At 70.1% G+C, this 21,908-nt stretch carries 19 protein-coding genes and 1 pseudogene; 12 read left to right on the plus strand and 8 right to left on the minus strand.

All coding sequences use genetic code 11. The features are described from left to right. Positions 1-24: 24 nt before the first annotated feature. The 7 genes and pseudogenes from clpB to ACOZ38_RS02415 all read right to left on the minus strand — a co-directional run bounded on the left by clpB (position 25) and on the right by ACOZ38_RS02415 (position 9,235). On the minus strand, positions 25-2,604 hold the full coding sequence (gene clpB, locus ACOZ38_RS02385) for an ATP-dependent chaperone ClpB (protein ID WP_424528490.1): 2,580 nt from the start codon (positions 2,602-2,604) through the stop codon (positions 25-27). Positions 2,605-2,826: 222 nt separating this feature from the next. Beyond that, positions 2,827-3,079 (minus strand): annotated as a pseudogene (locus tag ACOZ38_RS02390) (heat shock protein transcriptional repressor HspR); the annotation flags it as partial. Between the two features lie 20 nt (positions 3,080-3,099). After that, positions 3,100-4,287, minus strand: a complete 1,188-nt coding sequence (gene dnaJ / locus ACOZ38_RS02395) for a molecular chaperone DnaJ (protein ID WP_424528492.1) — start codon at positions 4,285-4,287, stop codon at positions 3,100-3,102. A gap of 35 nt (positions 4,288-4,322) precedes the next feature. Beyond that, positions 4,323-4,979, minus strand: a complete 657-nt coding sequence (gene grpE / locus ACOZ38_RS02400; RefSeq protein ID WP_424528494.1) for a nucleotide exchange factor GrpE — start codon at positions 4,977-4,979, stop codon at positions 4,323-4,325. Continuing rightward, complete coding sequence (gene dnaK / locus ACOZ38_RS02405; protein WP_405143580.1) at positions 4,976-6,859, minus strand: molecular chaperone DnaK; 1,884 nt, start codon at positions 6,857-6,859, stop codon at positions 4,976-4,978. The genes grpE and dnaK overlap by 4 nt, the downstream gene beginning before the upstream one ends. Positions 6,860-7,088: 229 nt before the next feature. Further along, a complete protein-coding gene (locus tag ACOZ38_RS02410) occupies positions 7,089-7,544 on the minus strand; it encodes a hypothetical protein (protein ID WP_405143581.1) in 456 nt (151 codons plus the stop codon). 128 nt (positions 7,545-7,672) lie between these two features. After that, the gene (locus ACOZ38_RS02415) at positions 7,673-9,235 is read right to left on the minus strand and encodes an alpha/beta hydrolase (RefSeq protein WP_424528497.1); all 1,563 of its coding nucleotides are present in this window, start codon (positions 9,233-9,235) and stop codon (positions 7,673-7,675) included. Positions 9,236-9,445: 210 nt separating this feature from the next. Here ACOZ38_RS02415 and ACOZ38_RS02420 point away from each other — a divergent pair, with 210 nt between their 5' ends. Both ACOZ38_RS02420 and proC read left to right on the plus strand, forming a co-directional pair. After that, positions 9,446-10,360, plus strand: a complete 915-nt coding sequence (locus tag ACOZ38_RS02420) for a proline dehydrogenase family protein (protein WP_405143585.1) — start codon at positions 9,446-9,448, stop codon at positions 10,358-10,360. A gap of 96 nt (positions 10,361-10,456) precedes the next feature. Beyond that, positions 10,457-11,251, plus strand: a complete 795-nt coding sequence (gene proC, locus ACOZ38_RS02425; RefSeq protein WP_424528499.1) for a pyrroline-5-carboxylate reductase — start codon at positions 10,457-10,459, stop codon at positions 11,249-11,251. A gap of 127 nt (positions 11,252-11,378) precedes the next feature. On the opposite strand, the gene ACOZ38_RS02430 is transcribed toward proC, so the two are convergent. Beyond that, complete coding sequence (locus ACOZ38_RS02430) at positions 11,379-11,597, minus strand: EF-hand domain-containing protein (RefSeq protein WP_424528501.1); 219 nt, start codon at positions 11,595-11,597, stop codon at positions 11,379-11,381. A gap of 240 nt (positions 11,598-11,837) precedes the next feature. Here ACOZ38_RS02430 and ACOZ38_RS02435 point away from each other — a divergent pair, with 240 nt between their 5' ends. The 10 genes from ACOZ38_RS02435 (at position 11,838) to ACOZ38_RS02480 (ending at position 21,763) form a co-directional block, all read left to right on the plus strand. Further along, entirely contained in the window at positions 11,838-13,085 is a 1,248-nt protein-coding gene (locus ACOZ38_RS02435) for an MFS transporter (RefSeq protein ID WP_424528503.1), read from the plus strand. Between the two features lie 73 nt (positions 13,086-13,158). Further along, positions 13,159-14,571 carry an efflux RND transporter periplasmic adaptor subunit gene (locus ACOZ38_RS02440; RefSeq protein ID WP_424528505.1) on the plus strand — a complete coding sequence of 471 codons (1,413 nt, stop codon included), beginning with the start codon at positions 13,159-13,161 and terminating at the stop codon, positions 14,569-14,571. Continuing rightward, the gene (locus tag ACOZ38_RS02445; RefSeq protein WP_424528507.1) at positions 14,568-15,293 is read left to right on the plus strand and encodes an ABC transporter ATP-binding protein; all 726 of its coding nucleotides are present in this window, start codon (positions 14,568-14,570) and stop codon (positions 15,291-15,293) included. The genes ACOZ38_RS02440 and ACOZ38_RS02445 overlap by 4 nt, the downstream gene beginning before the upstream one ends. Then, on the plus strand, positions 15,290-16,474 hold the full coding sequence (locus ACOZ38_RS02450; RefSeq protein ID WP_424528509.1) for an ABC transporter permease: 1,185 nt from the start codon (positions 15,290-15,292) through the stop codon (positions 16,472-16,474). The genes ACOZ38_RS02445 and ACOZ38_RS02450 overlap by 4 nt, the downstream gene beginning before the upstream one ends. A gap of 188 nt (positions 16,475-16,662) precedes the next feature. Continuing rightward, positions 16,663-17,826 carry an acetoin utilization protein AcuC gene (locus ACOZ38_RS02455; RefSeq protein ID WP_405143596.1) on the plus strand — a complete coding sequence of 388 codons (1,164 nt, stop codon included), beginning with the start codon at positions 16,663-16,665 and terminating at the stop codon, positions 17,824-17,826. Between the two features lie 77 nt (positions 17,827-17,903). Continuing rightward, positions 17,904-18,710 carry a phosphatase gene (locus ACOZ38_RS02460; protein ID WP_424528512.1) on the plus strand — a complete coding sequence of 269 codons (807 nt, stop codon included), beginning with the start codon at positions 17,904-17,906 and terminating at the stop codon, positions 18,708-18,710. 321 nt (positions 18,711-19,031) lie between these two features. Continuing rightward, positions 19,032-19,235, plus strand: a complete 204-nt coding sequence (locus ACOZ38_RS02465) for a helix-turn-helix domain-containing protein (protein ID WP_030456159.1) — start codon at positions 19,032-19,034, stop codon at positions 19,233-19,235. A 342-nt stretch (positions 19,236-19,577) separates the two neighbouring features. Beyond that, positions 19,578-19,676, plus strand: coding sequence for a 30S ribosomal protein bS22 (locus tag ACOZ38_RS02470; protein WP_018654693.1), 99 nt, complete (start codon positions 19,578-19,580; stop codon positions 19,674-19,676). A gap of 105 nt (positions 19,677-19,781) precedes the next feature. Next, the gene (locus ACOZ38_RS02475; RefSeq protein WP_405143603.1) at positions 19,782-20,822 is read left to right on the plus strand and encodes an NAD-dependent epimerase/dehydratase family protein; all 1,041 of its coding nucleotides are present in this window, start codon (positions 19,782-19,784) and stop codon (positions 20,820-20,822) included. Then, positions 20,819-21,763, plus strand: a complete 945-nt coding sequence (locus ACOZ38_RS02480; protein ID WP_405143605.1) for a lysophospholipid acyltransferase family protein — start codon at positions 20,819-20,821, stop codon at positions 21,761-21,763. Before ACOZ38_RS02475 ends, ACOZ38_RS02480 begins: the two co-directional genes overlap by 4 nt. Positions 21,764-21,908 lie beyond the last annotated feature (145 nt).

Consider the following 21,908-nt stretch of genomic DNA (forward strand, 5'->3'; position numbering starts at 1 on the left):
GTTAACCCAATGCTGGCGAATTCCTTACCGAGAGCCCCGCACGGTCAAGGTGTCTCCGGCGGCGTCGAGATCGACGGTGACCTCGTCGCCGTCGTGGATCTCGCCCGACAGCAGGCTCTTGGCGAGCTTGTCGCCGATCGCGGACTGCACCAGCCGGCGCAGCGGCCGGGCGCCGTACATCGGGTCGTAGCCGGTGAGAGCCAGCCAGTCGCGGGCCGCGGGCGTCACGGTCAGCGTCAGCCGCCGGTCGGACAGCCGCCGCGCGAGCCTCGCCACCTGCAGCTCGACGATCTGGGACAGCTCCTCGGAGCCGAGCGCGTCGAAGAGGATCACGTCGTCGAGCCGGTTCAGGAACTCCGGCTTGAAGGAGCCCCTGACCGCCTGCATGACCTTGTCGCGCTTGACCGGTGTGTCGAGCGTGGGGTCGACGAGGTACTGCGAGCCGATGTTGGAGGTCAGGATCAGGATCGTGTTGCGGAAGTCGACCGTGCGGCCCTGCCCGTCGGTGAGCCGCCCGTCGTCGAGCACCTGGAGCAGGATGTCGAACACCTCGGGGTGGGCCTTCTCGATCTCGTCGAGGAGCACCACGGTGTACGCCCGGCGGCGCACCGCCTCGGTGAGCTGGCCGCCCTCCTCGTACCCGACGTAGCCGGGCGGGGCGCCGACCAGGCGAGCCACGCTGTGCTTCTCGCCGTACTCGCTCATGTCGATGCGGGTCATGGCGCGCTCGTCGTCGAACAGGAACTCCGCGAGGGCCTTGGCCAGCTCGGTCTTGCCGACGCCGGTGGGGCCGAGGAACAGGAACGAGCCGGTCGGCCGGTCGGGGTCGGCCACGCCCGCCCGCGCGCGCCGCACGGCGTCCGAGACGGCCTGCACGGCCTCGCGCTGCCCGACGAGCCTGCGGCCCAGCTCGTCCTCCATGCGGAGCAGCTTGGCCGTCTCGCCCTCCAGGAGGCGTCCGGCGGGGATGCCGGTCCACGCGGAGATCACCTGGGCGATGTCGTCGGCGCCGACCTCCTCCTTGACCATGGGGTCCTCGGGCTGGGCCTGGGCGCTGGCCTCTTCCAGCTCCTTCTCCAGGCGAGGCACGTCGCCGTACATCATGCGGGAGGCCGCTTCGAAGTCGCCGTCGCGCTGGGCACGCTCGGCCGCCGACCTGGCCTCGTCGAGCTGCTTCTTCAGCTCGCCCACGCGGTTGAGCCCGGCCTTCTCCTTCTGCCAGCGGACCACGAGGGCGTCGAGGTCCTCCTGGCGGTCGCCGAGCTCCTTGTGGAGCTTCTCGAGGCGCTGGATGCTGGCCTCGTCGGTCTCCTTGGTGAGGGCGAGCTCCTCCATCTTGAGCCGGTCGACGGCCCGCTGCAGCTCGTCGATCTCCACCGGGCGTGAGTCGATCTCCATGCGGAGGCGGCTGGCGGCCTCGTCGACGAGGTCGATCGCCTTGTCGGGGAGGAAACGCGCGGTGATGTAGCGGTCGGAGAGCGTGGCGGCGGCCACCAGGGCGCCGTCGGAGATCTGCACCTTGTGGTGGGCCTCGTAGCGCCCCTTGAGGCCGCGCAGGATCGCGATGGTGTCCTCGACCGTGGGCTCGCCGACGTAGATCTGCTGGAAGCGCCGCTCCAGTGCGGGGTCCTTCTCGATGCGCTCGCGGTACTCGTCGAGGGTGGTCGCGCCGATCATGCGCAGCTCGCCCCTGGCCAGCATGGGCTTGAGCATGTTGCCGGCGTCCATCGCGCCCTCGGCGGCGCCCGCGCCGACCATGGTGTGCAGCTCGTCGATGAAGGTGACGACCTGGCCGTCGCTCTCCTTGATCTCGTTGAGCACGGCCTTGAGCCGCTCCTCGAACTCGCCGCGGAACTTCGCGCCCGCGACCATCGCGCCGAGGTCGAGCGAGACCAGGCGCTTGTCGCGCAGGCTCTCGGGGACGTCGCCGGCCACGATGCGCTGGGCGAGGCCGTCGACCACGGCGGTCTTGCCGACGCCCGGCTCGCCGATCAGCACGGGGTTGTTCTTGGTCCTGCGGCTCAGCACCTGGACGACGCGGCGGATCTCGTTGTCGCGGCCGATGACCGGGTCGAGCTTGCCGGCCCGCGCCTGCTCGGTGAGGTCGACGCCGTACTTCTCCAGCGCGCGGTAGGTGTCCTCCGGGCTCTCGCTGGTGACCCGGGCGTGGCCGCGGACCTTCTCGAAGGCGTCCAGCAGCGCGCTCGGGGTGGCGCCCTGCGCCTTGAGCAGCTCGGCGATCTGGCCGCCGTCGGTGGCGAGGCCGACCAGCAGGTGCTCGGTGGAGACGTACTCGTCCTCCAGCTGCTTGGCGCGGGCCGCCGCGGTGTTGAGCGCGACCAGCAGCTGGCGCGAGCTGGACGGGGCGCTGACCGTTGCGCCCTGGGCCTTCGGCAGCAGTTCGAGCTGCTGCTCGGCCTCGGTGCGCAGGCGCTTCCAATCGGCGCCGACGGCCTCCAGCAGGTGCACGGCGGTGCCGTCGTTCTGGGCGAGGAGGCTGGTGAACAGGTGGGCCGGGGAGACCTCGGGGTGACCCTCGGCGGCGGCGCGCCGGATGGCCCCCGACAGGGCGTCCTGGCTCTTACGCGTCAGCTTGTAGTCCACGGTTCCTCGCCTTTCTCGCATGGCGGCCGGCCGGGTGCTCGCCGGGCGGCCGGTGCCGCGCCGCTTCGCTATATGTGCGCCGCAGACCCCGGCGCGGGACGCGCCCGGGGGCTCGGCGTGGGTGCCCTCACGCGGGGGGAAGCTGGTACTGGATCAGTGCTCTGATCATCGTCATCTCGCCCCGCAGGCGGCTGAGCTCCTCGCGCATGCGGAGGTTCTCGGTCTCGAGGGCCAGGATGCGCTTGATGCCCGCGAGGTTGATGCCCTCCTCCTGGGAGAGCCGCTGGACCTCGCGCAGCATCACTATGTCGCGCGTGGAGTAGAGCCGGCCACGGCCGGCCGTACGGCCTGGGCTGACCAGGCCGAGACGGTCGTACTGCCGGAGTGTCTGCGGATGCAGCCCGGAAAGCTGGGCGGCGACCGAGATGACGTACACGGGAGTGTCGTCGGACAGGTCGAAGTAGTTGGCGTCCATCGGCGTCGCCTCCCTTCGGGCTACTCGCTACTTGCCTGTTTGAGTAGTTCGGCCCGGGGGTCTGCCGAGTCGGAGACCGACCGGAACTCCTCCAGGGCGGATCTTTCCTTGTCGTCGAGGTGCTGGGGCACCGCGACCTCCACGGTGACGAGCAGATCACCCTTGGTGCCGTCCTTGCGGGTGACACCCCGGCCGCGCACGCGGAATGTGCGTCCGTTGGGCGTGCCCTCGGGGATCCTCAGGGTCACCGGCATGCCCTGCAGGATCGGCACCCTGATCTCGGCGCCGAGAGCCGCCTCCGTGAAGGTGACCGGCACCGTGATGGTCAGGTTGTCGCCCGAGCGGCCGAAGATGGTGTGCGGTTTCACGTGGATCTGGACGTACAGGTCGCCGGCCGGCCCGCCGTTCTCGCCGGGCGCGCCCTTGGCCTTGAGCCGGATGCGCTGGCCGTCGGCCACCCCGGCGGGGATGCGCGCCTGGAGCGTGCGGGTGCTCTTGCCACGCCCGCTGCCCTCGCACACCGGGCAGGGGTCGTCGACGAGCAGCCCTCGGCCCTTGCAGTCGCGGCACGGCTCGGAGAAGGCGAAGTTGCCGAGGTTGCGGCTGGCGGCCCCGGTGCCCTCACAGGTCGGGCAGACCCTCGGGGTGGTGCCGGCCTTGGCCCCCGTGCCGTGACAGGCCGTGCAGGCCGAGGAACTGGTGAGCCGGAGCGCGACCGTGGTGCCGTCCACGGCCTCGGTGAAGGACAACGTGACCTCGGACTCGATGTCCTGCCCTCGGCGGGGGCGGCTGGTCGCGGTGGTGGAGTTGGGACGCCCGCCGCGGTTGAACAGGCCGCCGAACAGGTCGCCGATGCGCTCGCCCGTGCCTCCGCCCTGCGCGGTGCCTCCGAAGAGGTCGCCGAACTCGAACGGGAAACCGCCACCGCCGCCGCGGGGGGCGCCGCCCCCCGCGTACCCGCCGAGACCCGACCCGAACAGCGCGCGCGCCTCGTCGTACTCCTTGCGGCGCTTGGTGTCGGAGAGGACGTCATAGGCCTCCGAGACCTGCTTGAACTTGGCCTCGGTGTCGGTGTTGCCCTGGTTGGCGTCCGGGTGGTACTTCCTGGCCAGTCTCCGGTACGCCTTCTTGATCTCTTCGGCGGTGGCGGTCTTCGACACACCAAGGACCGCGTAATAGTCCTTTTCCAGGTAGTCCTTGGTGCTCATCTATCTCTTCCTTCGCGAGCCAAAGGGGTAGTCGCTCAATTGTCCTCGGGGTCGGCCGCGGCTTCCCCCGCCTCGCCCGCCCCCGGCTCCGAGCCGGCCGCCGGCTCCTCGGGCTCGGCGACGGCGACCCGCGCCGGGCGCAGGATGCGGTCACCGATCTGGTAGCCGGGCTGGAGGATCTCCACGCAGGTGGGCTCGGTGACCTCGGAGGAGTAGCTGTGCATCAGGGCTTCGTGCACGGTCGGGTCGAACGCGTCGCCCTTGGCGCCGAAGGCCGTGAGGCCCAGCTTGCCCACCGCGTTTTCGAGCGCCTCGCTGACCTTGGCGAACCCGCCGGTGAGCTCGCCGTGGTCGCGTGCCCTGCCGATGTCGTCGAGCACCGGGAGCAGCTCGGTCAGCACGTTGGCGACCGCCTGCTCGCGGACGACGACCCGATCGCGCTCGACGCGCTTGCGGTAGTTGGAGTACTCGGCCTGGAGCCGCTGGAGGTCGGCCGTGCGCTCGGCGAGCTGCGCGGTCAGCTCGGCGGCCAGACCGTCGTCCGGCCTGGGTGCCCCGGCAGGGGCGGCGGGCGACGACTTGTCTGCCGTCTTGCCCGCCCCCTCACGCACCTCCCCCGTCTCGGGGTCGATGCGCCGGTTGTCGCGGATCACCAGGCCTTCGTGCTCGCTCCCAGAGTTCGGGGACGTCACGCGGCACCGCCCTCCCGCTTCGGCTCGTCGTCGACGATCTCGGCCTCGACGACGTCGTCGTCGGAGGACTTGGCGCCGGCTCCGGGCCCACCGGTGGCGCCGGCGGCGTCGGCCGGGGCCTCTCCGGCTGCCTGCGACTGGGCGTAGATCGCCGAGCCCATCTTCTGGCTGACGGTGGCGAGCTTCTCCGCCGAGGCGCGGATGGCGGCCGAGTCGGTGCCCTCCAGCGTCTTCTTGAGCTCGGAGAGTGCCTCCTCGACCTCGGTCTTGACCTCGGCCGGGACCTTCTCGTCGTTCTCGCGGAGGAACTTCTCGGTCTGGTAGGCGAGGGCGTCGGCGTTGTTGCGCGTCTCGGCGTCGTCGCGGCGCTGCTTGTCCTCCTCGGCGTAGGACTCGGCCTCGCGCATCATGCGCTCGATGTCGTCCTTCGGCAGCGCGGAGCCGCCGGTGATCGTCATCGACTGCTCCTTGCCGGTGCCGAGGTCCTTGGCGCCGACGTTGACGATGCCGTTCGCGTCGATGTCGAAGGTGACCTCGATCTGCGGGATGCCGCGCGGCGCCGGGGCGATGCCGGTCAGCTCGAAGGTGGCCAGCTTCTTGTTGTAGGCCGCGATCTCGCGCTCACCCTGGAAGACCTGGATCTGCACCGACGGCTGGTTGTCCTCAGCGGTGGTGAAGACCTCCGACCGCTTGGTCGGGATCGTGGTGTTGCGCTCGATGATCTTGGTGAAGATGCCGCCCTTGGTCTCGATGCCGAGGCTCAGCGGGGTGACGTCGAGGAGCAGGACGTCCTTGACCTCGCCCTTGAGGACGCCGGCCTGCAGGGCGGCGCCGATGGCGACGACCTCGTCCGGGTTGACGCCCTTGTTGGGCTCCTTGCCGCCGGTCAGCTCCTTCACCAGCTCGCTGACGGCCGGCATGCGGGTGGACCCGCCGACGAGCACCACGTGGGCGATGTCGGCGACCTTGATGCCGGCGTCCTTGATGACCTGGTGGAACGGGCCCTTGCAGCGCTCGAGCAGGTCGGCGGTGATGCGCTGGAACTCCGAGCGGGTCAGCTTCTCCTCGAGGTGAAGCGGGCCCTCGGCGGAGGCGGTGATGTAGGGCAGGTTGACCGAGGTCTCGGTCTGGGCCGACAGCTCGATCTTGGCCTTCTCGGCGGCCTCGCGCAGGCGCTGGAGCGCCATCTTGTCCTTGGAGAGGTCGACACCGTGGGCGTTCTTGAAGCGGGTCACCAGCTCGTCGACGACGCGCTGGTCCCAGTCGTCACCACCGAGGTGGTTGTCGCCGCTGGTGGCCTTGACCTCGACGAAGCCGTGGCCGTCCTCCTGGCCGACGTCGAGCAAGGACACGTCGAAGGTGCCGCCGCCGAGGTCGAAGACCAGGATGGTCTGGTCCTTGTCCTTGTCGAGCCCGTAGGCCAGAGCGGCCGAGGTGGGCTCGTTGATGATGCGCAGGACGTTGAGGCCCGCGATGGTGCCGGCCTCCTTGGTGGCCTGGCGCTGCGAGTCGTTGAAGTACGCCGGGACGGTGATCACCGCGTCGGTGATCTTCTCGCCGAGGTAGGCCTCCGCGTCCGTCTTGAGCTTCTGCAGTACAAAGGCGCTGATCTGCTGGGGAGAGAACTTCTTGCCGTCGATCTCGACGCTCCAGTTGGAGCCCATCTCCCGCTTCACGGAACGGATGGTCCGGTCGACGTTGGTGACGGCCTGCCGCTTGGCCACCTCGCCGACGAGGACCTCGCCGTTCTTCGCGAAGGCGACCACGGACGGCGTGGTCCGCGAGCCCTGCGCGTTGGCGATGACCGTGGGCTCACCGCCCTCGAGAATCGAGACGACGGAGTTGGTCGTCCCCAGGTCGATACCTACCGCACGTGCCATGAGTACGTCCTTGTAGTCAAAGTTGAGTCTGTATGACTCAATGGTGGATCCCGCTCGACCGTTTGTCAAGCGACTTGAGTCTAACCGGCTCAACCCTACGCGCGCCTGACGCATTCCGTGGGCCTGGGGGCAAGAAAGCTGGCAAACTCGCGTGAATATCCTGGAAACGGGCGGCACTCATCCCGAGTTCCGGTAAAAGCGCTGGTAGCGCGACTGCTAGGACCCCGGCTCAGTGACGGGCGCCGTCGATGATCTTGCGCCCGTCGAGGGGCGCCTTGAGCTTGACGGTCGTGGTCTTCTGGATGGCGATCTCGATGCACGCCACGTCAGGCGACCGGCGTGCCTGCCCCTCGTACAGGGTGACGGTCACGCTCTTGGCGGTCTCCTTGACCTTCACATGGTCGAGCACGTTGCACGGCTCGACGCCCGACCACCAGACGATCTTGAGCTTGCGCCCGTCGCGCGAGGGGGTCGCCTTCACCCACCGCACCTTGTGCGGCTTGATCGTGTGGCCTTTCGGCTTCGTGGGCGAGGGGGCGGTCGCCGGCGTGGTCGTGCCGCCGGACTGGCCGGCGCTCGACGCCACGGGGGGTTCGGGGGCGGGGCTCGTGGTCGTGGCGCTTGGAGCGTTGCCGCAGCCCAGGCTCAGTAGCAGGGATCCGGTCGCCAGTGTCGCCGTCATCATCCGCATATCTCTTTGACGTATCCGGTCTCGCGCGGGTTCGAACCTCACCGGGCGGCCGGATCGTGCCACCTACGGGGAAGGGCCCCCGACCGTGGCGGTCGGGGGCCCTTCAGGCGGCTCGGCGGGGCTCAGCGCTCGCCGGGCACCCAGTCGTCGTCGGCCGTGGGCGCGGAACGCAGGCTCGCCGCGGGCGGCACCGGGTCGGCGAACGGCGCACAGTGCGCGTCGGGTCCTGGCAGGCTCGCCGGCAGCGTGCCGTCGGTCAGGTAGGCCTTCCAGATGTCGTCGATGCAGGCGTTGCCCCGGCCAGTGAGGCCGTGGTTGCCGCCGCCGTCCATGACCACCAGGCGCGAGGACGGGAAGCGCTTGTGCATCTCCACGCCGCCCTGGTAGGGCGTCGCCGCGTCCTTGGTGTCCTGGAAGAACAGGGCGTTCTTGACGGACTTGCCGTTGATGCGCAGGTCCTCGTGCCCGCGTACCGGCCACGACTGGCACTGGGCGTTGAACCAGGCGTTGCCCCAGGTCAGGAAGGGAGCGGTGCGGTAGGACTCCCACCAGTCGCGGTGCCAGGTGCCCCAGTCGCGGGGCCAGCGGGCGTCGCTGCACTCGACGGCCGAGTAGACCGCGAAGGTGTTGTCGTCGCCGCTGCTGTCGCCGTAGGTCGCGTACGCCTGGGCCAGGGGAGCGGTCTCGCCGGCGGTCACGTACCTCGACAGCGCGTTGGCGAGGAGCGGCCAGCGGCTCTTGAGGTAGCCGCCCGCAAGGTAGGTGTCGTCGAGCTCGGACGGCCCGACCCTGCCCTCGGCCGGGGTGGCCTTCAGCTTGGCGCGGGCCGCGTGGAAGGCCTTCTCGACGTCGGCCGCGGCCGTGCCGAGGTGGTAGTTCGCGTCGTACTGGGCGATCCAGGCGAAGAAGGCCTTGGCGCGGGCCTCGAACGCGTGGTTCTGGTCGATGTTGGCGCCGTACCAGACACGCTCGGGGTTGACGATGCTGTCCAGCACCAGACGGCGCACATTGCCGGGGAACAGGGTGGCGTACGTGGCGCCGAGGTAGGTGCCGTAGGAGTAGCCGACATAGCTGATCTGCTTCTGACCGAGGGCCTTGCGGATCTGGTCCATGTCCTTGGCGGCGTCGACCGTGGTCATGTGCTTGAGCAGGTCGCCGTAGGTGGCGTCACAGGCCTTGGAGTAGTTCTGCATCTTCTTCACCCAGGCCGCCTCCTCGCCCCAGTTGGCCGGGACGTAGTCCGGGCGCACCGGGTCGAAGAAGTTCGGGTCGCAGCGGAGCGCGGGCTCGCTGGAGCCGACGCCGCGGGGGTCGAAGCCGATCAGGTCGTACTGCGCGGCCAGAGGGGCGCCCAAGCGGTTCTGCATCACCGCCGGGTAGGAGAGGCCGCCGCCGCCGGGGCCGCCGGGGTTGAACAGGATCGCGCCCTGGTAGTGGGCGGTGTCGGTCGCCTTCTTTCGTGAGACGGCGATCTTGATCTTCTTGCCCGAGGTGCGGTCGTAGTCAAGCGGAACCGTGACCGACGCGCACTCGATGCCCTCCGGCAGGCCGGCGCACTGCGCCCACTGCGGAGCGGGTGGCGTGTAGTCGGGGGCCTTCTGGGTTCCGGCCGTCGCGGGCGCCGCGACCAGTGCTCCGCTCAGACCCAGGCCGGCTGTGGCCAGCGCTATGAGGATCTTCTTCACGTTTACCCCTTCGACGCCCGCGGATCCATCGTTGGAACCGACTTATGGCACCATCGGGTAGATCATGCGGATAAAGAACTAATAAGACGACACGTGTCTTCACTTGGTTGTCAAACCGCAACATGAGGTTCTGATCCGATGATCGACGCCTGAACCGCCGTAGGGTGGGGAGGTCTCTCCCCAACAGCCGTCGTGCCGGGAAGGGTGCCAATGGTGTTGCGTGAGGTTCTGCTGGCCGCTTCGAGCAGTGACCGTGTCGAGAGCGTCGTCAGGACTGCTGGGGTGACCCGCAGGCTGATGGGCCGTTACGTGGCGGGGAACACCGCGGAGGACGCCGCCTCGGTGGCCGCGGGTGTCATCGCCGACGGCCTGCTGGTGACGTTCGACCACCTCGGCGAGGAGACCAGGCATCCCGACCAGGCCGCCCGCGCGGTCAAGGCCTCTCTCGGCCTCCTCGACGCCCTCGCCAGGCGCGGCATCGCGAAGGGCGCCGACCTGTCGCTGCGGCTCACGTCCGTGGGGCTCCACGTCGACGAGAAGCTCGCGAAGGAGAACGCCGCGCGCGTCTGCGAGGCGGCCCGCGAGGTCGGCGTCACGGTCACCCTCGACACCGAGGACGCCGCAGTGATCGAGTCCGCCCTGGGCGTGCACGCCGCGCTGCTGGAGGACCACCCCGCCACCGGCGTCTCCATCGCGTCGTCCCTGCGCCGCGCCGACGACCACTGCCGGTCGCTGGCCTCGGGCCGTGTACGCCTGACCAGGGGCGCCGTGGACGCGCCGGCCTCGATCGCCTACACCTCGCCCGCCGACATCGACCGCTCGTACGTGCGCTGCCTCAAGGCGCTCATGGCGGGCCAGGGCCACCCGATGGTCGCCACGCACGACCGGCGGCTCATCGAGGTCGCCTCCGCGCTCGCCGTGCTGAACGAGCGCGAGCCCGGCGGTTTCGAGTACCAGATGTCGTACGGCGTGCGCCTGGCCGAGCAGCGGAGGCTCGCCGACCTCGGTTCGCAGGTGCGCGTGCGCATCCCGTACGGGGTCGACTGGTACAGCCACCTCACGCGCCGCCTGGCCGAGCGCCCGGCCAACCTCGCCCTGCTCGCGCGCTCGCTGGTGAGGCGCTAGCCGAGTTGTCCACAGGCGGGCCGGCGGCAGGGCTCGTACCAGCGGGGAGTCGGTAGGCTGCGAGAGTTTCCCGACTCCTACGCGAGGTGCCTTCAAATGATCGCGATTCTCGGTACCGGCAAGATGGGTGAGGCCCTGCTGTCCGGGCTGCTGCGCGCCGGCATCGATCCGGGCGAGATCATAGCCACCGCGCGGCGCGAGGAGCGGGCGCGGGCGCTCCACGAGCGCTATGGCGTGCAGATCGTGTCCAACAGCGAGGCGGCCAAGATCGCCGACACTCTGATCCTCGCAGTCAAGCCGCAGGACATGGCCGCGCTGCTCGGCGAGATCGGTGCCCACGTGCCCGCCGGCAGGCTCGTCATCTCGGTGGCGGCCGGCATCACCACCTCCTTCGTCGAGGCCCGGCTGGGCGACGAGGTGCCGGTCGTGCGGGTCATGTCCAACACCCCGGTGCTGGTCGACGAGGCCATGAGCGTCATCTCCGCCGGGGCGCACGCCTCCGAGATCCACCTCAAGCACACCGAAGACCTTCTCAAGCCGGTCGGCAAGGTGCTGCGCATCCCCGAGTCCCAGCAGGACGCCGCGACCGCCCTGTCCGGCAGCGGCCCCGCCTACTTCTTCTATCTGGTCGAGGCCATGGTCGACGCGGGCATCCTGCTGGGCATGCCTCGCGCCGCCGCGCTCGACATGGTGACCCAGTCGATCGTCGGCGCGGCGATCATGCTCCGCGACTCCGGCGAGCATCCGGTCATCCTGCGGGAGGCCGTCACCTCGCCCGGTGGCACCACGATCTCCGCGATCGCCGAGCTCGAGCGCCACAGCGTCCGGGCGGCGTTCCTCGCCGCCATCGAGGCCGCGCGCGACCGCAGCAGCCAGCTCGCCTCCGGCTGACCCGCGCGCTACCTGAGCCGCCGGCCGACCCGCGCGCTACCTGAGCCGCCGGCCGTCCCGCACGACCTGACCCGCACGACCTGCCCGCATGACCTGAGCCTCGGGCCGGCCGAGACCGGCCGCCGTGTCAGCCGCCGGAGGTCAGCCTGACGAACTCCTCGAACGACAGGCGGCCGTCGCCGTCCGCGTCGGCGACCCGGTCCAGCGCTCCGAGCGCCTCGGCGGGAAGGTGCGGGAAGTGCTCGGCGAACTCCGCATGGGTGATGAAGCCGTCACCGTCGCCGTCGATCGACTCGAACTGCTTCTTGAGCTGCGCCCATCGCTGATCCGCGGGTACTGCCGACAAGGAGATCTGCCTCCGACGCGAGAAGTGACTCGTACGGCGAACACCATAGTTCGGGCACAGGGCCGGGACGAGCGAGGGCCTGTCCCGAACGCCCGTGTGTGACGGGCGTGGGCGCCCCCGTCGCCGGGTAGCGGTGGAGTCGCACCAGGTGGGTGGTGGTGGGGCCGGTTAAATCGATAGGAAACTTTGTAGTTAGAGTGCATCATGGCCGGCGGTGGGAACGGCGGACATGGGGGCATCGTGGCAGCAGCCGCAGGGGCGACGGAGCAGGAGACGGGGCGGCCGGAGGGGCCGGCCGTCTGGACCCGCGAGTTCCGGCTCTTCTTCACCGCGAGATCCGTGTCCATGCTGGGCACGGCCATGGTGCCGGTCGCGATGACGCTCGGCGTCATCCAGGCCGGGTACGGCGCCAGCGGCGTCGGCTACACCCTCGCGTCCTCGACGGTGCCGATGGCGCTCCTCGTGCTCTTCGGCGGGGTGTTCGCCGACCGGTTCACGCCGCGCCGCATGATGGTCGGCGCCGACATCGTCCGCCTGGTCTCGCAGTCGGTCACGGCGGTGCTGTTCCTCACCGGCACGCCCGCCCTCTGGCAGCTCATGGTCGTCTCGGCCGTCAACGGGTCGGCCGCGGCGATGTTCCAGCCCGGCCTGGCGAGCCTCATCCCCCAGATAGCCCGGGACGTGCAGCGGGCCGTGGCGACCCAGCGCACGTCCGAGTCGGCGATGCTCCTGATGGGCCCCTCGGTCGCGGGGCTCCTGGTGACGTTCGCCGACGTGGGCGTGGTGTTCCTGATCGACGCGGCTGGCTTCGGCGTCAGCGCCCTCTGCCTCGCTCTCCTGCGGCTGACCCCCGGCACGGGCGCGGCCGAGGAGGGATCGATCTGGACCAACCTCAGGGTGGGGTGGCACGAGTTCAGCTCCCGCACCTGGATGTGGGGGGTGATCGTGATCTGGGCGGTCATGGGCATCGCGGCCTTCGGTCCCGTGGTCCCGCTCGGCTCCATCCTGGTCAACTCCGCCTACAACGCCACCGGGTACGGGTTCGTCGTCTCCGCCCACGGCGCCGGAACGATCGTCGGCGGCCTGATCGCCATGAGGGTCAAGCCGGGACGGCCGCTCGCCGCCGGGGCCCTGGCCATGTGCTTCTTCGCGCTGGAACCGCTGTCGATCGCGCTCGGCCTGCCGTTGGCGCTGATGGCGGCCTGCCATCTCACCGCGGGCATGGGGTCCGCGTTCTGGGGCGTCATGTGGATGACCAGCGTGCAGACCCAGGTGGCCCCCGAGGTGCTGAACCGCGTCCACGCCTACGAGGTCGCCGGTTCGGTCATGGCCCTCCCGGTCGGCCAGGCGCTCGCCGGTCCCGTCGCCTCCCTGCTGGGGGCCAGGGAAGTGCTGGCGATCTCCTCGGCGGTCGCCGTCACCGGATGCGTCGTCCTGCTCTCGGTGCCCGCGATCCGCCGCCTGCGCCGCGTGTCCGCCCCGTCGTAGCCCACGCCGGTCCGTACGGCTTCGCATCCGGATTGCCCGAGCAGGGTAGGGCTTCCGCTCCTACGATGGCCAGGTGACGATTCGTCGCGGTATCCCCCCGCTCGTCGTCGGTCTTACGCTGCTGCTCTCGTCCTGCTCGCAGGACGAGACGCCCAAGGTGCAGATCGGTGAGGTCAGGCGCGCCCCGGTCAGCGAGGTGGTCGAGGCCCCGGCGACCGTCGGCGCCCGAGCCACCGCCACGCTGCGGTCCTCCGCCGCGGGCACGGTCACCAAGCTGTACGTCCGCGAGGGCGAGACGGTCGACAAGGGGGAGATCCTCGCCAGGATCAGCTCCCCCCAGGCCGAGGACCAGCTCAAGCAGGCCCGGCAGGCCGAGCGGCAGGCGTCCAGGCCCGTGCGGCTCGGGGGCGGGGTCGCGGCGCCGGCCATCCGGCTCGCGGGCCTCCGCACCCCCTCGTCCCTCGATCGCAAGGTCGCGCGAGGGTTCACGAGGGCGCGCGCGGCGGCGAGGAAGATCAAGGACCGCCAGGTGAGGGCGCAACTGCTCGCCGCCATCGACGGCGCCGAGACGCGGCATCGTGCCCAGCGCGCCGCGCTGAACCAGATCACCCAGAGCCTGACGCGATCGGTGAACCAGGTGCTATCCCAGGTCAGCGGCCAGATCGGAGCGGGGCTGGGTGGGCTGGCGTCCTCCATGTCCTCCCTCCAGGCGGCGTCCAAGTCGCAGGCGAAGGCCGCGGTGAAGATCGCCGAGACGAACGTCAAGGGGTTGGTGATCAAGGCTCCCTTCGACGGGGTGGTCACCCTGGGCGGGCCGTCGGGCGGCGGCTCCCCGGGCCTCGGCTCCCTGCTGGGGCAGCTCCCCGCGGACCTGGCCGGCCAGGCGGGCGCCGCCGCCGGCTCGTCCGGCGGCGCGGGGGCCGCGACCTCCGGGGGCACGATCGCCACGGGCGTCCCGGTCGCGGCGGGCGACGCCATCGCGACCGTGACGGACGTCTCCAGGCTGACCCTCACCGCCGATGTGGACGAGACCGACGTGCTCATGGTCAGTCCCGGCACCAAGGCCGAGGTCGAGCTCGACGCGGCCTCGGGGGCCACCTACCGGGCGAAGGTCACCGGGGTCGGCGTCACCCCCAAGGAGGGCACCACCGGAGGGGTGAGCTATCCCGTACGTCTCACGCTCGGCCAGGGGGCGTACGACGACGGGGGAGACGCGCCCGTACCGAAACCGGGCATGAGCGCGGTCGTCCGGCTGACCGTGCGGGAGTCGCAGGACGCGGTGGCCGTGCCGGCGTCCAGCATCGTGACCAGCGGCAGGGAGACCGTGGTGTGGGTGGTACGCGCCGACGGCTCGGCGGAGCGCAGGGTGGTCAAGCTCGGCGCCCAGGGCGAGGCCGTGGTCGAGGTGGCGCGGGGCCTCTCCCCGGGCGAGCGGGTCGTCGTCAAGGGCGCCGACACCGTACGCCCAGGTCAGAAGCTCACGTGACCGACCTGGACGGCGCTCCCGCGTTCGAGGCCATAGATCTCGCCCGGTCCTACAAGCTGGAGGGGGTGTCGGTCGACGCGCTGCGCGGGGTGAGCCTCCGCATCGACCGGGGCGAGTTCGTCGCCATCATCGGTCCCTCCGGGTCGGGCAAGTCGACGCTCATGCACCTGCTGGGCTGCCTGGACCGGCCCACCTCCGGCACGCTGCGGGTCAACGGCGTCGACGTGTCCACGCTGGACGACACCGGCCTCGCCGAGCTGCGCAACCAGGCGGTCGGGTTCGTGTTCCAGTCCTTCCACCTGCTCGGCCGCACCTCCGCGCTGGAGAACGTCGCGCTGCCGCTCGTCTACAGGGGAGTGGGCAGGGCCGAACGGCGCGAGCGGGCCAGGCGGGCGCTTTCTGCGGTCGGTCTCGCGCACCGGCTGGACCACCGGCCGTCCCAGATGTCCGGAGGCGAGCAGCAACGGGTGGCGATCGCCCGGGCGCTGGTCGGCGATCCCAAGGTGGTGCTGGCCGACGAGCCGACCGGCAACCTGGACTCGCGCAACGGCCAGGAGGTGATGGGCATCCTGGCCGACCTCAACTCCGGGAGCGGCGTGGCCGTGGTCCTGGTCACCCACGAGCGCGAGGTCGCCGACCTGGCCCATCGGCGTATCCACGTCCGCGACGGCCTCATCGAGCTCGACACCGCACACGGGGACGGCGACGAGGGCGCGCCGTGAGGACCGCCGAGGCGTTGCGCATGGCGCTTGAGGCGCTGAGGGTCAACCGGCTGCGCAGCGCGCTGACGATGTTCGGCGTCGTGGTCGGGGTGCTGGCCGTGGTCATCCTGGTCGCGATCGGCACCGGCGCCAAGGAGGCGATCGAGAGGGAGATCGCGGGGCTCGGAAGCAACATCATCCTGGTCGTCCCCGGGCAGGTGGGCCTCGGGGCCGCGCCCACCCAGAGCCGTCTGAACCTCGCGGACGTGGCGTTCGTCCGCCGGGTCGTCGGCGACCCGGCGAAGGTCACGGTGGCCGTCAACTCGGGCGAATCGGTGCGGGTGGGGCGCACCGAGGTCTTCGCCACCATCACCGGCACCGACGAGAACCTGCCGAACATCTTCGACCGGCCGCTCCGCCGGGGCCGCTACCTCAGCGCCACCGATGTGGACACGCGGCGGCGGGTGGCGGTTCTCGGCTCCGAGGTCGGGGCCAAGCTGTTCGGGGACGTCGACCCGGTCGGCCGCCAGGTCACGATCTCCGGGGTGCGGTTCCGGGTGATCGGCCTGTACGAGCCGTTGGGCGCGACGTTCGGCGTGGCCCGCGACCAGGAGGTCCACGTCCCCGTCACGACCGCGCAGCGCCTGATCGGGCTCTCGCGGATCAACGGCATCGCCGTCGGGGCCTCGGGGCCGGACGAGATCGAGCCGCTGCGAGAGCGGGTCGTCCAGGCGCTCGGCGGGCGCTACCCCGGCGAGCGGTTCAGCGCCGTGACGCAGACTCAGCTCCTCGGCACCATCGGGAGCGTGCTCGGCATGCTCACGGGAGTCCTGGCCGCCATCGCGGGCATCTCCCTGCTGGTCGGCGGCGTGGGCGTCTCCAACATCATGCTGGTCAGCGTGCGGGAGCGCACGCGGGAGATCGGGCTGCGGAAAGCGCTCGGCGCCCGCCAGCGGGACGTCCTCGGGCAGTTCCTCATCGAGGCCGTGCTGCTCACCACGATCGGCGGGGTGCTCGGCATCCTGATCGGGGTGGGCGGCTCCCTGCTGATCCAGGCGGTCTCGCCGGTGCCGGCCTCGATCACCTGGTGGTCGATCGTCCTGGCCTTCGGCGTCTCGGTCGCGGTCGGCGTCTTCTTCGGCGTCGCCCCGGCGCGCAGGGCCGCCCGCCTCGATCCCGTCATCGCCCTGCGAGCGGAGTGACCCACGTGACACATGGGGCCGTACTGCCGTGTTCTGGTTCGTACGGTGACGGCGTCGGCGGGTGATCACAAGCGGTGCGGTACGGTCGTTTTCATGAGCGTGCGCGGTGAGCTTTCGATCCCGCGCCCCCGGCCTGGCCGAGTCTTTACGCTCCGCCGTGGCCGATCCGTCGTGGGCGAGGTGATGGCGTGAGCCGGTCCGTGCGGGTTGTCTGGGACGACGAGCTGGTCTCGTACGACTTCGGGCCGGATCATCCTCTGGCGCCCGTCAGGGTCGAGCTGACGATGGCGCTGGCCCGCGAGCTCGGAGTGCTCGACAAGGTCGAGCTGGTGGGGTGCGCCCCGGCGACCGACGACGAGCTGGCCCTGGTGCACGAGCGCGACTACATCGACGCGGTGCGGCGCGTGTCCGCCGACGGCAGGCCCGACCTCGCGTGCGGGCTGGGCACGCCCGACAACCCCGCCTTCGTCGGCGTGCACGAGGCGTCGGCCCTGGTCGCGGGCGCCACGCTCGCCGCCGCCCGCGCGGTGTGGACGGGCGGGGCCGAGCACGCGCTGAACATCGCAGGAGGGCTGCACCACGCCATGCCGGGGTCGGCGAGCGGCTTCTGCGTGTACAACGACCCGGCGCTGGGCATCGCGTGGATGCTCTCGCAGGGCGCGCGGCGCATCGCGTACGTCGACGTCGACGTCCACCACGGGGACGGCGTCCAGGCGATGTTCTACGACGACCCGAGGGTTCTCACGATCAGCCTGCACGAGAGCCCGCGCACGCTGTTCCCCGGCACCGGCTTCCCCACCGAGACCGGCGCCGAGGGGACGGCCGTCAACGTCGCGCTCCCGGCCGGCTGCGGGGACACCGGGTGGCTGCGGGCGTTCCACGCGGTGGTCCCGCCGCTACTGCGGGAGTTCGACCCCGAGGTGCTGGTCACCCAGCACGGCTGCGACAGCCACGCCCTCGACCCGCTGGCCCATCTCATGCTGAGCCTCGACGGCCAGCGCCAGGCGTACGCCGCGCTGCACTCGCTGGCCCACGAGACGGCGGGCGGCAGGTGGCTGGCGACGGGCGGTGGCGGTTACGAGCTGGTGCAGGTGGTCCCCCGCGCGTGGAGCCATCTGATCGCCGAGGCCGCGGGCGACCCGGTCGACCCGGGCACGCCGACGCCGCAGAGCTGGCGTGATTTCGTCAGGGTGCGTACGGGCGAGGTGCCGCCGCTGACCATGACCGACGGTCGTAGCCCGGAATTTCAGCATTTCTCCGGTGGTTACGACCCTGGGGACGCTATTGACCGAGCCATCATGGCAACGCGGAAGGCGATCTTCCCTTTTCACGGGCTGGACCCCCTGCCCTGATCCCGCCAGGCGGGGTGGCCGCCGGTGCGTACTGCCGTGAAGGTTGCACATGGGTGCACAAGTGGACGGAGTGAACGATGGAGACCGCGACTGCTCTTTCGCGGGAAGAGCTGAGAGACCACCTGATCCGGACGAAGATCGCCGGTGACGTGGCCACCAGCCGGGAGAACAACCTAGATCACTATCGCTCGCTCGCCGTACGGGATCCCCACTACATGTTCGGCCTCACCATGGACGGTGACTGGACCTACCGCGACATCCTCTCGCTGATGTCGAAGGCCGCCGGGGTCGTGGCCGACCCCGAGTACCGCCACGGGCAGGACACGATCGACCCCGACCGTACGATCGACGCCCTCGACGCGATGGGCGACCGCATCGCCGCCGTGCTCAAGCGCGACAACCCCAGGGTCCTCATCGCCACGGGCCACCCCACGGGGCTTCTCACCACGCACCTCGCGCTGGCGCGGCTCGCCAGGGGGCACGGGGCCACGATCCTCACCCCCGGAGAGCAGCGGTCCTTCGCGAGCGGAGGCCTCGGCCGCAGGCGCCGCATCCGCTACCTGGACAACGTGGCGATGCTGGACGACGGTGGCGCCCTGGTCCACACCCACGACCCCGCCCCGATGCAGGCGATGCTCGCGGAGCTCGCGGAGCTCGGGGACGGCAAGCCCGATCTGGTGATCGGCGACCACGGCTGGGCCGGCGCGGCGGGCGAGGCGGGGGTCGAGACGGTCGGATTCGCCGACAGCAACGACCCCGGGCTGTTCGTCGGCGAGGCCGAGGGCAAGATCGCCGTGACCGTGCCGCTCGATGACAACGTGCTTCCGCGCCACTACGATCCGTTGACGCGCTATCTGGTCTCACGGGTCGAGAGTGGCCTGTGAGGCGACCTCCACCCAATCCGGTCGTCCCCTAACCGCTGTTTCGCGCGCGCATTCGGGGTCTGACGTCGACCGTTTGCCAACTTTTTTATGATCCCGGGCGACTCTAATGGGACACAGTTAGACCGGCCACAAGATCGGGATCAGGGCTCGGCCTGGCTGCTGGCCAGCGATTTTCTCCGTTCTGGTGGCAGGCGTCTCCGCAGACTGATGGAATAGGGGGTTTGCGCGATCGGAGACGCGTTCTACGCTGACAGCAGTACACGTGCGTGAGCAATGGCACCAGTGGGGATAACCCGGAAACACGTGCGGAAGAGGCGTCCGATGGGTGCAGGCGAAAGACCTCTCAGCGAGGTGAAGTTCCTGACGGTGGCAGAGGTTGCCACTGTCATGCGGGTGTCCAAGATGACGGTGTACCGGCTCGTCCACTCGGGTGAGTTACCGGCCATCCGGGTCGGGCGATCCTTCAGGGTGCCTGAGCAAGCGGTGCACGACTACCTGAGGGATGCGTTCATCGAAGCGGGTTGACTGGACCAGTAGCGACATCACCGTTCACCTGGTCGAGACCGCTGGACTATGAGCGTATGGTTCGCCAGGGGTGCGAAACCGACCGGAGCGGGGTGGGCGGCCGACCGCCCACGTCTGGCCGGTCGTGGGGCGCGACCCCTCGGCGGGCTACGCGGGTTCCCCCCGGGGAGCGATCGACCGTGAATCGCCGGTAGGCTGTTGAATCGGTGTGCTTCTTGCGAGGCGCCGATCTGGGTTCCCGGGTATGCCGTGGCAACGGCGTGTCCAGGCGCTCAGGGCGGCGAGCGACTCGCCGGAGGGCACACACCGACTTGACAAAACCTACCTTCACCTGGGGGTCCCGTGGGCTCTGTGATCAAAAAGCGTCGTAAGCGCATGGCCAAGAAGAAGCACCGCAAGCTTCTGAAGAAGACCCGCATCCAGCGGCGTAACAAGAAGTAACAGCGCGGACCGACGACGCAGAGCGGCGGGCCGGGTGTGAGGGATCACGAGCCCGGTGAGCACCCGAGCAAGCGCGACCCACAAACGTGATTCTGCGAGGCGCCGATGACCCACACAGTGCTTGTCACCGGGGTCTCCCGACACATCGGCGCCCGAGTGGCGAGCGTCCTCGCAGCGGACCCGGACATCGACCGGGTCATCGGAGTGGACACCGTGCCGCCGCCCTCGCTCACGCGAGACGGCGGCGGCGTCGCGCTGGGCCGTACGGAGTTCGTCCGGGTTGATCTGCGCAGCCCGGACATCGCACAGGTCATCGCGGCGGCCGACATCGACACCGTTGTGCACATGAGCCTGGTCAGCGCTCCCTCGAAGAGCGCCGGCCGGTTGTACATGAAAGAGCACAACGTCATCGGCGCCATGCAGCTGCTGGCGGCCTGCCAGCGGTCGGCGACGGTGCGCAGGGTGGTGGTCCGCTCCACGACCGCGGTGTACGGCTCCTCCTCGCATGACCCGGCGGTCTTCACAGAAGAGGCCGAGCCGATCGAGGTGGCGAGCTCCGGCTACGCCAAGGACGCCACCGAGGTCGAGGCGTACGTCCGCGGCTTCGCCCGGCGGCGGCCCGACGTGACGGTCTCGACCCTGCGCTTCGCGAACTTCATGGGGCCGGGCGTCGACTCGCCGTTGACGCGTTATTTCGTCCAGCCTGTCTTGCCGACCGTGCTCGGCTTCGACCCCCGCCTGCAGTTCGTCCACGAGGACGACGGGGTGGAGGTGCTGCGCCGCATGGCCGTGGAGGACCACCCCGGCACGTTCAACGTGGTCGGCGACGGTGTCATGCTGCTGTCGCAGTGCGTACGCAGGAGCGGCCGGCCGACGGTGCCGGTGCCGGCCACCGCCTTCCGCGTCATCGGTGACCTCGCCCGCAGTGTCGGGCGGGTCGACTTCTCTCCCGAGCAACTCGCCCTGATGAGCTACGGACGCGCCGTCGACCCCGACAGGCTCGTGGCGGAGCTCGGCTGGCGGCCGAAGTTCACCACCGCGTCGGCGTTCGATGATTTCCTCCACTCGCGTGGCCTGTTTGGTGGTATGCCACTCGCTGTGATCGACTGGATCACGACAGTCATGGGTGGAGGGGTGAAACGGTGAAGCTACCGCACGACTTGCGCGATGAGGAGTCCCGAGACGCTCAGGTCATCCCCATCACGGCCGCGCGGCGGCGCTCCGGCAACGGCAGGGCCGACGCCGTCGAGGACCGCCTCGCGGAGTTCCTGGCCTTCCTGCGGCGCCGGTTCGCCGGGGAGTACGAGGTCGACGAGTTCGGCTTCGACCCTGAGCTGAACGACAAGGTGCTCCTTGAGCTGATCCGCCCGCTCTACCGGCACTGGTTTCGGGTGCAGGCCGTGGGCCTTGAGAACGTGCCGCGCGAGGCGGGGGCGCTCGTCGTCGCCAACCACTCCGGCACCGTCCCGGTCGACGCCCTCATGCTCCAGGTGGCCCTCCACGACGAGCATCCCGCGCACCGCCCGCTGCGGCTGCTCGGCGCCGACCTGGTCTACCAGCTTCCGATCCTCGGCCACCTGTCACGCAAGTCGGGCCACACGCTCGCCTGCCCCGAGGACGCCGACCGGCTGATGCGCAAGGGCGAGCTGGTCGGGGTGTTCCCCGAGGGCTTCAAGGGCGTGGGCAAGCCCTTCTCGGAGCGGTACAAGCTGCAACGATTCGGCCGGGGCGGCTTCGTGGCCTCCGCGATCAGGGCCCAGGTGCCGATCATCCCGTGCTCGATCGTCGGCGCGGAGGAGATCTATCCCAAGATCGGCGACATCCGGTCGCTCGCGCGGCTGCTCGGCCTGCCGTACATCCCGATCACGCCGCTGTTCCCGTGGCTCGGGCCGCTCGGCCTGCTGCCGCTGCCGTCCAAGTGGATGATCCAGTTCGGCGAGCCCGTGCGCACCGACGAGTACGACCCGGAGGAGGCCGACGACCCGATGCTGGTCTTCAACCTCACCGACCAGGTCCGCGAGCTGGTCCAGCAACAGCTCAACCGTCTCCGCCTCCAACGCGGCCACGCCTTCCCCCCGTTCTTCTGACGGGTCTCCCTGGGAACGGGCCTCGCTGCGCTCGGACTGTGTTCACAGGAGGAGCTTCGCTCCCAACCCCGGCGCACCTCGACGCCTACAGCGAGTCCAGAACCATCGGCGCCACACGGCCACGGCTCGCAACGTCACCCCGGCC

Origin of the sequence: Sphaerisporangium viridialbum (assembly GCF_049674955.1) — a bacterium.
GTDB classification, from domain to species: domain Bacteria; phylum Actinomycetota; class Actinomycetes; order Streptosporangiales; family Streptosporangiaceae; genus Sphaerisporangium; species Sphaerisporangium viridialbum.